At 72.5% G+C, this 13,048-nt stretch carries 9 protein-coding genes and 1 pseudogene; 9 read left to right on the top strand and 1 reads right to left on the bottom strand.

The features are described 5' to 3' along the window. The first annotated feature begins 7 nt into the window (after positions 1 to 7). The 5 genes from J2S22_RS12555 (at position 8) to J2S22_RS12575 (ending at position 7,535) form a co-directional block, all read left to right on the top strand. On the top strand, positions 8 to 1,048 hold the full coding sequence (locus J2S22_RS12555) for a FecR family protein (protein WP_272778950.1): 1,041 nt from the start codon (positions 8 to 10) through the stop codon (positions 1,046 to 1,048). 116 nt (positions 1,049 to 1,164) lie between these two features. Continuing rightward, on the top strand, positions 1,165 to 3,657 hold the full coding sequence (locus J2S22_RS12560; protein ID WP_272778949.1) for a TonB-dependent siderophore receptor: 2,493 nt from the start codon (positions 1,165 to 1,167) through the stop codon (positions 3,655 to 3,657). A gap of 68 nt (positions 3,658 to 3,725) precedes the next feature. Continuing rightward, positions 3,726 to 4,598 (top strand): ABC transporter substrate-binding protein, encoded by an 873-nt coding sequence (locus J2S22_RS12565; RefSeq protein WP_272778948.1) that lies wholly within the window; start codon positions 3,726 to 3,728, stop codon positions 4,596 to 4,598. Continuing rightward, positions 4,591 to 6,609: a Fe(3+)-hydroxamate ABC transporter permease FhuB gene (gene fhuB, locus J2S22_RS12570; protein ID WP_272778947.1), complete on the top strand. Its 2,019-nt coding sequence runs from the start codon at positions 4,591 to 4,593 to the stop codon at positions 6,607 to 6,609. Before J2S22_RS12565 ends, fhuB begins: the two co-directional genes overlap by 8 nt. Further along, positions 6,606 to 7,535 (top strand): alpha/beta hydrolase, encoded by a 930-nt coding sequence (locus tag J2S22_RS12575; RefSeq protein WP_272778946.1) that lies wholly within the window; start codon positions 6,606 to 6,608, stop codon positions 7,533 to 7,535. The genes fhuB and J2S22_RS12575 overlap by 4 nt, the downstream gene beginning before the upstream one ends. A 164-nt stretch (positions 7,536 to 7,699) precedes the next feature. On the opposite strand, the gene J2S22_RS12580 is transcribed toward J2S22_RS12575, so the two are convergent. After that, complete coding sequence (locus J2S22_RS12580) at positions 7,700 to 8,122, bottom strand: hypothetical protein (protein ID WP_272778945.1); 423 nt, start codon at positions 8,120 to 8,122, stop codon at positions 7,700 to 7,702. Positions 8,123 to 8,386: 264 nt separating this feature from the next. Here J2S22_RS12580 and J2S22_RS12585 point away from each other — a divergent pair, with 264 nt between their 5' ends. The 4 genes and pseudogenes from J2S22_RS12585 to J2S22_RS12600 all read left to right on the top strand — a co-directional run bounded on the left by J2S22_RS12585 (position 8,387) and on the right by J2S22_RS12600 (position 12,887). Continuing rightward, a complete protein-coding gene (locus J2S22_RS12585; protein WP_272778944.1) occupies positions 8,387 to 9,163 on the top strand; it encodes an ATP12 family chaperone protein in 777 nt (258 codons plus the stop codon). 165 nt (positions 9,164 to 9,328) lie between these two features. Then, on the top strand, positions 9,329 to 10,840 hold the full coding sequence (gene fliK, locus J2S22_RS12590) for a flagellar hook-length control protein FliK (RefSeq protein WP_272778943.1): 1,512 nt from the start codon (positions 9,329 to 9,331) through the stop codon (positions 10,838 to 10,840). Further along, positions 10,837 to 11,100, top strand: a pseudogene (locus tag J2S22_RS12595) (EscU/YscU/HrcU family type III secretion system export apparatus switch protein); the annotation flags it as partial. The gene fliK and the pseudogene J2S22_RS12595, both read left to right, overlap by 4 nt. A 254-nt stretch (positions 11,101 to 11,354) precedes the next feature. Next, positions 11,355 to 12,887 (top strand): acyl-CoA carboxylase subunit beta, encoded by a 1,533-nt coding sequence (locus J2S22_RS12600; RefSeq protein WP_272778942.1) that lies wholly within the window; start codon positions 11,355 to 11,357, stop codon positions 12,885 to 12,887. Positions 12,888 to 13,048: the final 161 nt, after the last annotated feature.

Here is a 13,048-nt window from a genome sequence, read left to right on the forward strand (position 1 = left end):
CAGGGAATTGTCCCGGCTGACCATCATTCCGTGCAGGCCAACCATGATGTCCCGGTCCGAGCCAGTCGCGGCGAGCGACGCCATCGATGCGCGACTCGATCCCCTGACCGAGCGCGCGCTGGAGTGGCTCGTCCATCTGCATTCCGGGTCGGAGACCGAGCAGGACTGGAACGCCTTTCACGACTGGAAGGCCTCGGGCGCGGCGCAGCGCCAGGCGGCCGAGGCGGCGGAACGGCTGTGGGAGGGGCTCGGGTCGGCGCTGCGCCGCCGTCGTCGCGCCAAGGCCGCGGTGGCGACGGTCCTGTCCGCCTGCCTGCTGGCCGCCATCGGGCTCGGATTCGCCACCGGGTTGTTCGGAGCGCCGGTGGCTTACTTCACGGACGAGTGGACCGGCGTAGGCGAGCGCCGCGTCCTGACGCTCTCCGACGGGAGCCGGTTGGAGCTCGACGCGGCAACCAGCCTCGATGTCGGCTTCACGCCGGCGCAGCGGCGCCTCGTGCTGTTCGGTGGCCGCATTCACGTGACGGTCGCGGCGGATCCCGGCCGCCCGTTCGTCGTCGAGGCGGCCGGCGGCACCACGCGGGCGCTCGGCACTGCCTTCGAGGTGAGCCGGGCCGGTGACCAGGTCGAGGTCGTGGTGACGGAGCACGCCGTGCGTGTCGCCTATCCGGACGACGATCCCGGGGCGAGCGTCGAGGTCCACGCGGGCAGCGAGGTCGATTACGCCCCGCAGACCGGGCTCGCGCATCCGCGGACGGCCGACCTGCGCAGTCGTGGCGCATGGCGGCGCGGCATGCTCCTCCTCGACAGCCGCCCGCTCGGCGACGTGGTCACCGAGATCGAGCGCTATCGGCGGGGCCGGATCGTCATCGCCGACCCGGCGCTGCGCCAGCTGCCGGTGAGCGGGATGTTCGAGACCGCGGACACCGACGCGCTGCTCGACGCCCTGGCGACCGCCTTGCCGGTCCGGGTCGCGAAGCTGCCCTGGCTCACTGTGATCCGCCGCGACCCCGATCGCCCGCTGCAGCCCTTCCTGCCGCGCAAATGAGAATGCTTCCATAGTTCGGGCCGGCGCTGTCGTGCCGGCCCCGTCCATCGTCTTCCCACCTGAGAGGCGCTTGCGAACCGTCGCGGCGGCGACGAACGCGGGAGGGGGACGAGGTGATGAGATCGTACGAGCTGCAGGTCCGGGCAACGCCCGAACCGACCGGTGGTCCCTCCGGGCTCCGCCGCGTGTTCCAGGGACGCGGGCTCTGGCTGGCGCCGACCATCCTGGCGGCCCTGCATTGTCCAGATCCCGCGGTGGCGCAGAGCGTGGACGTCCCGGCCGCGAGCCGGAGCCGCAGTGCCGGCGTGTCGTTCTCGATCCCCGCAGGTCCGCTCGGGCCGGCGCTCACCCAGTGGGCCGAGGTCTCCGGTCTCAAGGTTCTGTTCTCGAGCGAGGTCGTGCGCGGCGTGGTGACGCCGGGGGTCGATGGCTCCCGGACGCCGACCCAGGCCCTGAGCGCGCTGCTGGCCGGCACCGGGCTGAGCTACGACTTCACCAGTGCGTCCACGGTCGCGATCCATCGCGCCGCCGACGGAGCGCCTGCCGCGGGCGAGGCGCTGCCGGGCGCAGTTCCGCTCGATCCGATCAGTGTCGTGGGAGCCGGCACCATCGGCTACATCGCGACCCGCAGCGACGCCGGAACCAAGACCGAGACGCCGATCGTCGAGACCCCGCGCTCGATCTCGGTGGTCACCCGCCAGGAGCTGGAGGACCGCAACGTCCAGAGCGTCCCGGAGGCCGTGCGCTACACGGCGGGCGTCACTACCGGGGCGTTCGGGTACGATCCCCGTTTCGACCAGATCTATATCCGCGGCTTCGCCGCGACGACGCTCGGCGACTACCGCGACGGTCTGCAGCAGTACGCCGGCAGCTACGCCCGCTTCACCACCGAGCCCTACGGTCTCGAAAGGATCGACATCGTGAAGGGGCCCGCCTCGGTGCTGTACGGCCAGGGCACGCCGGGCGGCCTCATCGATCGGATCTCCAAGCTGCCGAAGTCGGAGGCGACCCACGAGGTGGTCGGTCAGCTCGGCAGCTTCGGCCACCTTCAGGCGGCGTTCGACGTCGGCGGTCCGATCGACGCGGACAAGAGCTTCCTGTACCGCATCGTCGGTGTCGCGCGGACCGGAGAGACCAACTACGACATCGCCGACGAGCGGCTGTATCTCGCGCCCTCGTTCACCTGGCGCAACGACAGCACGTCGTTCACCGTCATCGCTCTCGCCGACAAGAGCGAGACCGACGCCAATGTCGCGATGATCAACCGTAGCGGACACGTGACGACCTTGCGGGCCAGTGATCCGGCCTACGACTACCAGAAGCAGACCCAGTATCAGATCGGCTACAAGTTCGAGCACCGTTTCGACGACGTGTGGAAGGTCCGGCAGAATCTGCGCTACAGCACGCTCGATCTCGAAGGACGCTATCTCACGGGCGGTGTCACCGGGGGCGGGTTCGCCAGCTCCAGCTCGACGATCTATCGTCGTGGAACGGCCGCTGTCGTCGAGACGCTCGATGCGTTCCAGGTCGACAATCAGGTTCAGGCCACCTTCGCCACCGGACCGCTGCAGCACACGCTGCTGATGGGTCTCGACTACGGCACCCTCACAAGCCGCTTCGGCTCGGGCACCACCGCGGCGAACGCGGCCTACGCACTGAACATCCTCGATCCGATATACGGGTTGAGCGGACCGACGGCGGCGATCACGACCTGGACCGGCAGCGACTTCGATCAGCTCGGCGCCTATGCCCAGGATCAGATCAAGCTCGGCAACTGGCGCCTCTCCCTGAGCGGACGCCAGGACTGGACCAACCGAACGCAGACCAACCTGATGACCGGCGCTCTGACCGGGGAGCGCGACGACCAGGCATTCTCCTACAGCGGCGGATTGCTCTATCTGTTCGACAGCGGCTTCGCGCCCTATGTCAGCTACGCGACCTCCTTCCAGCCGACGAGCAGCCTGGACATCGACGGGCGCGTGCTCGAGCCGGCGACGGGGAAGCAGTACGAGGTGGGCGTCAAGTATCAGCCGGCCGGCGACCACCTGACGCTGACTTTGGCCGGCTATCACCTCGCCGAGCAGAACGCGGCGAAGTACGCGGGCTACAACGGCGCGACCGGGCTCTATTACTACAAGGCGATCGGCGAGATCGAGACCCGGGGCGTGGAGCTGGAAGGCCGCCTCCGGTTGGAGAACGGGCTCGAAGCCATCGCGGCCTACACCTACTCGGACGCCGAGATCGTCGCCTCCGCCACGGCGGCGGAGATCGGCAAGGTGCCGGCGGTGACGCCACGCCACGTGGCGTCGCTGTGGATGAACTATACGGTCCCGTCGGGACCGCTGTACGGCGCGAGCGGCGGAATCGGCATCCGCTACATCGGAGAGACGTTCGGCAACAACACCAACACGGTGACGAACGAAGGCTACACCGTGGTCGACGCGACGCTGCGCTACGACATCGGCAAGTTCGATCGCCGGTTCGCGGGCCTCAGCGTCTCGGTGAACGCCACCAACATCGCCGATGTCCAGCCCGAGATCTGCAATTCGGGCACCTGCTATCTGGGGCAGGGACGCAAGGTGCTGGCCAACGTCAAGTACCGATGGTGACGGGCCCGGTGGGCGCTGCGGCGGGCGGGCGGACGAACGGCGCGCGAGGCGCGATCTCCCGCCGCGCGGTGCTCTGCGGTCTGGCCGCAGCGTCCGGCGGTGCGGTCGCCGCATTCGCCGCGGGCGAGCGCGGACCGCTACGGCGCATCGCGGCCCTCGACTACGGCCTCGCCGAGACGCTGCTGCTGCTCGACGTGCCGCCGGTCGCGGTGGTCGGCGCACGGAACTGGAGCCGATGGGTGGTGGAGCCGGCTCTGCCGCCCGACGTCGTCGATCTCGGCAGCAGCCGCGAGCCCAATCTCGAGCTGCTGCAGCAGCTCCGGCTCGACGCCATTCTGGTCACGCCATTTCAGGCCGGCATCGTCCATCGTCTCGAGAGGATCGCCCCCGTCCTGTCCTTTCCGATCTATGTTCCGGGCGGCCGGCCGTTGGCGCTCGCAGAGGCGGCGACCGTGCGCCTCGCTATGCTCTCCGGCCGCGACGACGCGCTCGGGGCGGTGACGGCGCGGCTCGAGGACGTCTTTTCCGCGACTCGCGATCGGCTCCACGACGAGCGCGACCGGCCGCTCTGTCTGGTGAGCTTCATGGACGGCCGTCACGTCCGCGTCTACGGCGCGAACAGCCTGTTCCAGGAGGTGCTCGACCGCGTCGGGCTCGTCAACGCCTATCGGGGCCGGACCAATTTCTGGGGCTTCGCCACCATCGGCATCGAGGCGCTCGAACCGGTTCCCGATGCGCGCCTCGTCTATCTCGATCCGGTGCCGGCCGGCGTCCTGCAGGCTCTCGCTACAAACCCGCTGTGGAGCCGCCTACCGTTCGTGAAGGCGGGAGCCGTGATGGGTCTGCCGCCGGTGCTGATGTTCGGTGCTCTGCCGTCGGCGATGCGGTTCGCCGCGTTGCTCGGCGGAACGTTGGTGACGGAGGGCTCGCGCCGTGGCTGACGGCGCGGCAGGCCCGTGCCGGGCGGACGGTGGGTGGCGAGCCTGGTCGGCCGCGGGTCTCCTGATCGCGGCCCTGACGCTGCCGGCCGCGGCGCTGTCGGTGCAGGCCTTGGCGACCTCGCTTCGACCCTCGCTGTGGCTCGCGGCGGTGCTCGCGCCGGATCCGGCGGATCCGGTGCAGTTGCGTGTGCATTTCGTCACGATGCCGCGGATCGCCGCCAGCATCCTGTGCGGGGCCGCGCTCGCGCTGGCCGGGGTGATCTTTCAGCAGGTGCTGCGGAACCCGCTCGCAGCGCCCTCGACCCTCGGCGTGTCGGCAGGTGCCAAGCTCGCTCTCGTGTCGACGACCTTGTGGGCGCCTGGGCTGTTCGTCTTCGGCCGCGAAACGGTCGCCCTGGCGGGCGGCGGGGCGGCGTTGGCCGTCGTCCTCGCGCTCACCTGGCGCAAGAGCTTCGCGCCCGTTGCCGTGGTGCTGGCGGGGCTGGTGCTCGGGCTCTATTGCGGTGCCGCCGCGGCGGCCCTCGTCCTGTTCGAGGAGCACACCCTGGTCGGCCTGTTCATCTGGGGCAGCGGGTCGCTCAGCCTGCAGGGCTGGGCCGTCGTCTCGACCCTCGCGACCCAGCTCGCCGTCACGGCGGTGCTTCTGGTTCCGATCCTCCGGCCGCTGAGCGTGCTCTCGCTCGAGGAGGCCGGTGCCCGCAGCGTTGGTGTCTCGTTGCACGGCACCCGTCTCGCCGCGCTGACGCTCGCCGTCGCGCTCACCGCCTTCGTGGTCAGCGGCGTCGGGGTGATCGGCTTCGTGGGCTTGGTCGCGCCCGCCTTGGCGCGCCTCGCCGGAGCTCGGCGCCTGCGCGATCGGCTCCTGCTGGCGCCGCTTCTCGGTGCCGGGCTCCTGTGGTCGACCGATCAGCTCGTCCAGCGCGCCGGCGAGGCGATAGGAGGGTTGCTGCCGACCGGGGCCGTCACCGCGCTGTTCGGATCGCCGCTGCTGCTTTGGCTCCTGCCGCGCCTGCGAGTCGCTGCGCCGCTGCCGGTCGTCGATCCCGGCACGACGCCGCACCGGCGTCGGGCGGAGCCGCTGCTCGTGGGGCTCACGATCGCGCTGGTCGTCGCGTTCGTCGGGTCGCTGCTGCTCGGCCGCACGCCGTCTGGCGCCTGGGCTCTCGCCGGCTCGGACGATCTGGCGGCCCTGCTGCCGTGGCGGGCGCCGCGCGCGCTCGCCGCGCTGTGCGCGGGCGCGATGCTGGCGGCGGCCGGTGTCATCCTGCAACGAACGACGCGCAATCCGATGGCGAGCCCGGAGGTCCTCGGCGTCGGCGCGGGGGCCGCCCTCGGGCTGGTCGTGGTGGTGTTCGCCGTCGCTGTCGCCGGCCACGGGCTTCAGCTCGCCGGCGCCGCTGGCGGCGCCTTCGCGGTGCTCGGCCTGATCGTGCTCCTCGGTCGCCGGAGCGGCTTCGGCCCGGAGCGCGTGTTGCTCGCCGGAATCGCGATCGGTGCGCTGCTCGACGCCCTGGTCGGGGTAGTGACGGCGGGCGGCGATCCGCGGAGCCTGATGATTCTCAACTGGATGAGCGGCTCGACCTATCAGGTGGACGGCCCACAGGCCGCCTGGTGCGCCGGCGGCGCGATTCTGCTGATCGGCGCCGTGGCGCTGTGCTCGCGCTGGCTCGACCTGATGCCGCTCGGGGATCCGGCGAGCGCCGCCCTCGGCCTCGATCTCGCCCGTGTCCGCCTGATCCTGCTCGGTCTCGCCGCGGGGGCGACGGCGGCTGCGACTCTGCTGGTCGGGCCGCTTACCTTCGTCGGGCTGACGGCGCCGCACCTAGCCGTCCGGCTCGGTTTGCAGCGCGCGCTGTCGCAGCTGGCGGGCGCGGTGCTGGCGGGTGCCCTCGTGATGGTGACGGCCGACTGGCTCGGTCGGATGGCCGCGTTTCCCTGGCAGATGCCGGCCGGACTGATCGCGACCCTGATCGGTGGGCCGGCGCTGATCTGGCTCCTCGCGAGGAGATGATCGTGGACGACGCCCCCGCCGTCATTCCCGACACAGTCCACTTCGACCTGGCGCCGCGAGACGGCGGCGAGCCCTACCGCATCTTCCTGCGCGTCCCCGCCGGTGCGGCGCCTGCGGGCGGATGGCCGGTGCTCTGTCTGCTCGACGGCAATGCCGTGGTCGGCACCGCGGTGGAGGCGCTGCGCGTGCAGGGGGCCTATCCGACCGGGACCGGCATCACGGATGCGGCGGTGGTCGCCATCGGCTATCCGACCGATGCGGCCTACGACAGCGTCCGTCGCTCGTGGGACATGGGACCGCCGCCGGGACGGACCTATCCGCCTCATAGTCCCGGCGGTCCGGACGTCAGGACCGGCGGCGCCGGGCGTTTCCTCGCCTTCATCACCGATGAGCTGAAGCCCGAGATCGCCCGGCGCCTGCCGATTGATCCGACGCGGCTCGCGATGTTCGGCCACTCCTTCGGCGGGCTGTTCGTGCTCTACGTGCTGTTCGAGCGCCCGGACGCCTTCACGCACTGGATCGCCGTGAGTCCGGCCATCTGGTGGGAGGATGCCGTGGTGCTGCGCGGCGTCGACCGATTGGAGCGGATGCACGAGCCGTCCGTCGCACCCCGGGTGCTGCTCGCTGCCGGCGAGTACGAGCAGACGACCGCGCCTTTTCACGCGCGACAGCCGGATCATGCCGACCGGCTCCGACGCTACGAGCGGAGCCGCGTGGTGGACCGTGCACGCGACCTCGCCGCACGGCTCCGCGCCTTGCCCGGGGTACAGGCCGAGTTCACCCTCTTCGAGGGCGAGACCCACATGTCCGTCCTGCCAGTCGCCGTCAACCGGGCGATCCGCTTCGCTTTCGGGCCTGACTCCGGGCCGCCCGCCGCGGCGCCGCCTTCCACGGCGAGGCCGTCCCGGCGGCATCCAAGCATCTGACGCGACCGGTGTGGCCCGCCTGGGCCGCGCCGGTCTCGTCGCCGGGGCGATGCAGGTCAGAAACCCGCCCAGGAGTTAGGGGGGCGAGGCGGGAAGCGGCCGCCGCTCCGGGACGATCCGGCCCATGCGGGGTCGGATCGCCGTCCGTCGACCGTGGCTGCCGGTCAGCAGACGCGGCGCCAGGTCCAGCGCTTCTTGCTGATCCACACCTTGCGCAGGCACGGCATCTCGTCGACCTCGTCGAAGGTCGGATACGAGCCGTTCCAGTAGGCCGGGTAGTCCCACCAGCCCCACGGATAGGCGCCCCAGCCCCATCCGCCCCAGCCCCACGGCCGCGGCCGCCACGGGCCGGGCGGCGGATACGGGCCGGGACCCGGACCGGGGCGCCAGCCGGGACCGGGCCGGAAGCCCGGACCGGGGCGGAAGCCGGGGCCGGGTCGGAACCCGGGACCGCCGGGCGGCGGTCCGGCCATCCGCATTCCGGGGCCGCCGGGGCCGCCGCGATGCTGGGCGAGCGACGGCGTGGCGGCGAGCGACAGGCCGACGAGCGCGGCGACGGCCGCGGCCAGCACGGTCTTTCCGATCATGGCAACTCTCCTGATGTGCGCCGGTCGGGGGTGGGGCCGGCGGATCGCGCTCCGGACGGACGAGGGCCGCGGTCGGCGGTCCGCGGACGCGATCGTCACGCAGTGTGCTCCGCGAATGGGCCGACAGCGCGGCCCGGTCGTGTCGGGGCGCGTCGGGATTGTTTCTAGCGCTCACATGTTGCTGATCGGTGTGCTGGCCGGACGGCGTCGCGGCGCCTAGATAAGGCCGCGTCAGCGGCCGGCGCCGCAGCCGACGGGAGCGCCATGACGGATCTGTTCGACAGCTTCTTCGCCGAGAGCCCGGCCGACCCGAACGAGGCGGCCAAGCGCAGCATGCGGCCGCTGCGGCGGCGCTTCTACGAGGCCGTGACGCTGCGCGACACGCCGGAGGGCGTCGCGGTCGAGCTCGACGGCCGGCCGGTGCGCACGCCGGCGCGCCGCCTGCTCGCCTTCCCGACCGCCGCGCTGGCCGAGCGGGCCGCCGCCGAGTGGCGCGCCCAGACCGAGGTGATCGATCCGGCACAGATGCCGCTGACCCGGCTCGCCAACGCCGTGATCGACGCGGTCGCCGACAAGCCGGCCGAGGTCGCCGAGGAGATCGCCCGCTATCTCGGCTCCGATCTCCTGGTCTACCGGGCCGAGGGGCCGGAGCGCCTGGTCGAGACCCAGAGCCGCGCCTGGGACCCGGTGCTCGCCTGGGCCCGCGACACCCACGGCGCCCGCTTCGTGCTGGTCGAGGGCGTGGTGTTCACGGCCCAGCCCGAGCGGGCGGTCGCGGCGATGCGCCGGCTGATCCCGGCGAGCCCGTGGCGGCTCGGCGCCCTGCACGTGGCGACGGCGCTGACCGGCTCGGCCCTGCTGGCGCTGGCGCTCGCCGAGGGCGCGATCACGGCCGACGCGGCGTGGACGGCCGGCCATGTCGACGAGGACTGGAACATGGAGCTGTGGGGCCTCGACGACCAGGCGCTCGCCCGCCGGGCCCACCGCCGCAGCGAGTTCGACGCCGCCGCCGCCGTGCTGGCGCTGGTGCCGGAGCGGTGAGGCGGACCGGGGGCGGGCGCGTGACCGGAAGGTCCGCGTCCGGACCGTCGAAGCGGCGACGCGATCCGCAGGCGTGATCCGCTCTGCCGCAACCGAGAGGTTAACGTTCGGTTCACGTCCATCTGCCACGATCGAGGGTGGAGAACCCTCGAACGGACGCGGCCCGTGGATCTCGTCGTCTCGCCCATCGCGGTGGCCCTGAACACGCAAGGCGGAGGCAATCCGCCCGCCTTCACGCCCGGCCAGGTGCTCGACGCCCTGGTGATGCGGGTGATCGACCAGACCCATGTCCAGCTCGCGGTCGGCGACTCGCTGATCGACGTCCAGACCGCGGTGCCGCTGCAGCAGGGCGCGCACGTCCATCTCGCCGTGCGGGCGACCCCGGACGGGCTGCGCCTGGTGCTGCTGCATCCCGACGAGATCGGCGCGAGCGGCGGGACGGGTGCGGCCGGCGCGGTCGCGGCGCGGGCCGGCACCGACCCCGCCAGCGCCCGGGCACCGGCCGATCCGGCCGCCGCGGCGACCCCGCAGGCGGCGCTCGCCCAGGCGGTGCGCACCGCCGCGCTCCAGCAGGACGGGCTGGCGCCGCTGTTCGCCAATCTGGCTGCCGCGGTGGCGCGCGGCGATCTCGCCGATCCGGTACGGGTCGCGGCCGCCCAGCTGCTGGCGTTCCGGCTGCCCGCCGACCAGCCGGTGAAGCCCGAGGACCTCGCCCGTGCGCTGGCGCGCTCCGGCCTGTTCCTCGAAGCCGGACTCGCGGCCGGCGCCGGGCCGGCGTCGCCCGCCGGCGACATGAAGGCGGCGCTGGCCGCCCTCAGGGCGGCGCTCGCCGCCATGGCCGGAGGGGCCGCGGCGGGCCGCGGCGACGGCCAGGAGGCGAAGCTGCAGGGCTTCGTCGAGGCCTCGCTGTCGGGCGCCACCCAGGCCGGCGCCGCCCGGCTCGAGGCCGCCGGCGCCCAGGCGCTCTACCGCGCGCTCGCCCAGGCCGTGACGGCCGGCGGGCTGCCGGCCGGCGCCACCACGGCGGCCACCGCCGCCCCGGCCACCGCCGCTCCGGCGGCGCCGCACGGCGTCGCGCCCGGCGAGCCGGGCCAGCCGCAACGGCCGCCGCCGCCCTATCGGGGCGCCGCGCCGGCGGCGCAGCCGGCGGTCGGGCCGAGCCTCGGCGACGACGTCACGCCGGAGGCCGCCGCCCGCACGCTGCTCGCCCAGGCCGAGGCCGGGCTCGCCCGCCACACGCTCCTGCAGGCCGCCTCGCTGCCGGGCGCCGCGGGGCCGGGCGCCGAACCCGACGGGGCGCGCTGGGTCTTCGAGGTTCCGTTCGCGACCCCGCAGGGCACCACGGTCGCCCAGTTCGAGATCTCGCGCGACGCCAGGGGGCAGGGGAGCGGCGAGCGCTCCGCGCCGGCGTGGCGGGCCCGCTTCGCCATCGACGTCGAGCCGGTCGGGGTGGTCCACGCCCAGGTGACCGTGACGGGCGAGCGGGCCGGCGTCACCCTGTGGGCCGAGCGCGGCGACAGCGCCGCGCTGCTGCGCGACAATGCCGGCGCGCTCGCCGACCGCCTGCGCGCCGCCGAGCTCGATCCGTCCGAGGTGGTGGTGCGCGAGGGCGCGCCGCCGCGTCCCGCCCGCGAGGCGGCACCGCCGGCCGGCCGCTTCCTGGACCGCGCGTCATGACCACCGAGCGCCCCGCGATCCCGCTCGCCATCGCGCTCCAGTACGAGGCGCCGGGCGCCCCGCGCGTCGTCGCCAAGGGCCGGGGCGCGATCGGCGAGAAGATCGTCGCGCTGGCGAAGGAGCACGGCGTGCCGATCGAGGAGAACGCCGGCCTCGCCGCCGCGCTCTCCGACGTCGAGCTCGGCGACGAGATCCCCGAGGAGCTCTACCGGGCCGTCGCCGAGGTTCTGTCCTTCATCCTCCGCCTCTCCGGCAAGCTGCCGGCGAGGCCGCAGCCGCAGCCGGCGCCGCCCGGGTCGGCCGCACCCGCCGGACCGGCGGGCGGGCCCCCGGCGACGGCGGGCCCCGGGCGCCGCTGAACAGCGATTCGCCTTCGGACTCCGAAGGCGCGACCCATTGTTGCTCTCCGCCCGGCATCTTTCGACACATCGTTGTCAAACGCTCGCCTCGTGCTGCACTGCCGTGCTATGACGCGGATGCGGTGGTCATCCTTTTCGCGTGCGGGTTTTGAACCATGAAAAACATTTTGGCGAAGCTGGAGCAGCGGCGGGCCGGGGCACGGCTGGGCGGCGGCGAATCCCGCATCGAGGCGCAGCACCGGCGCGGCAAGCTGACGGCGCGCGAGCGCATCGGGCTGCTGCTCGATCACGGCTCGTTCGAGGAATACGACATGTTCGTCGAGCACCGGGCGAGCGAGTTCGGCGCCGACCGGTCGAAGATCCCGGGCGACGGCGTGGTCACCGGCTGGGGCACGATCAACGGCCGCACCGTCTTCGTGTTCGCCAAGGACTTCACGGTGTTCGGCGGCTCGCTGTCCGAGGCGCACGCTCAGAAGATGACCAAGATCCAGGACATGGCGCTGAAGGCGCGGGCCCCGATCATCGGCCTGTTCGACGCCGGCGGCGCCCGCATCCAGGAGGGCGTCGCGGCGCTCGGCGGCTACGGCGACGTGTTCAAGCGCAACGTTCACGCCTCGGGCGTCATCCCGCAGCTCTCGGTCATCATGGGCCCGTGCGCCGGCGGCGACGTCTACTCGCCGGCGATGACCGACTTCATCTTCATGGTGCGGGACACGAGCTACATGTTCGTCACCGGGCCGGAGGTGGTGAAGACGGTGACCAACGAGATCGTCACGGCCGAGGAGCTCGGCGGGGCGTCCGTGCACGCCACCCGCTCGGCGGTCGCCGACGGCGCCTTCGAGAACGACGTCGAGTGCCTCCTGCAGATCCGGCGCTTCGTCGACTTCCTGCCGGCCCATTCGGGCGCCGGCGTGCCGGAATGGCCGAGCTTCGACGACGTCGAGCGGCTGGAGCCCTCGCTCGACACGCTGATCCCGGACAACCCGAACAAGCCGTACGACATCAAGGAGCTGATCCACAAGGTCGTGGACGAGGGCGACTTCTTCGAGCTGTCGCCGAGCTTCGCCCGCAACATCGTCATCGGCTTCGGCCGCATCGCCGGCCGCACGGTCGGCTTCGTCGCCAACCAGCCGATGGTGCTGGCCGGCGTGCTCGACAGCGACGCCAGCCGCAAGGGCGCCCGCTTCGTGCGCTTCTGCAACGCCTTCGACATCCCGATCGTCACCTTCGTCGACGTGCCCGGCTTCCTGCCCGGCACCGCGCAGGAATCCGGCGGCCTCATCAAGAACGGGGCCAAGCTCCTGTTCGCCTACAGCCAGTGCACCGTGCCGCTGGTGACGCTGATCACCCGCAAGGCGTTCGGCGGGGCCTATGTGGTGATGGCCTCGAAGCACATCGGCGCCGACGTCAACTACGCCTGGCCCTCGGCCCAGATCGCCGTGATGGGCGCCAAGGGCGCGGTCGAGATCATCTTCCGCTCCGACATCGGCGACCCGGAGAAGATCGCCGAGCGCACCGCCGAGTACGAGGCGAGCTTCATGTCGCCGTTCAAGGCGGCCGAGCGCGGCTTCATCGACGAGGTGGTGATGCCGCACTCGACCCGCCGGCGCATCGCCCGCGCGCTGTCGATGCTGCGCACCAAGACGCTCGAGATGCCGGTGAAGAAGCACGACAACCTGCCGCTGTAGGGGCGGCGGGGGCGGGCGGGCCCCGGCCCGCACTCGGCTCATTCCGGCGCAAGCGGGACTCCCGAGCCCCACGCCCGTGGCGGCCCCGGGTCCCCGCCTTCGCGGGGACGAGCGGGCTCGGCAGCCGACGCGGACCTCGTCACCGCATCGAACCGCGGCTC

Origin of the sequence: Rhodoplanes tepidamans (genome assembly GCF_030813915.1) — a bacterium.
Classification (GTDB): domain Bacteria; phylum Pseudomonadota; class Alphaproteobacteria; order Rhizobiales; family Xanthobacteraceae; genus Rhodoplanes; species Rhodoplanes tepidamans.

Excerpts from the sequence above, each read along its gene's own strand:
- J2S22_RS12560 (WP_272778949.1), top strand. The coding sequence starts at position 1,165 with ATGAGATCGTACGAGCTGCAGGTCCGGGCAACGCCCGAACCGACCGGT.
- J2S22_RS12575 (WP_272778946.1), top strand. The coding sequence starts at position 6,606 with ATGATCGTGGACGACGCCCCCGCCGTCATTCCCGACACAGTCCACTTC.
- J2S22_RS12580 (WP_272778945.1), bottom strand. The coding sequence starts at position 8,122 with ATGATCGGAAAGACCGTGCTGGCCGCGGCCGTCGCCGCGCTCGTCGGC.
- J2S22_RS12585 (WP_272778944.1), top strand. The coding sequence starts at position 8,387 with ATGACGGATCTGTTCGACAGCTTCTTCGCCGAGAGCCCGGCCGACCCG.
- J2S22_RS12600 (WP_272778942.1), top strand. The coding sequence starts at position 11,355 with ATGAAAAACATTTTGGCGAAGCTGGAGCAGCGGCGGGCCGGGGCACGG.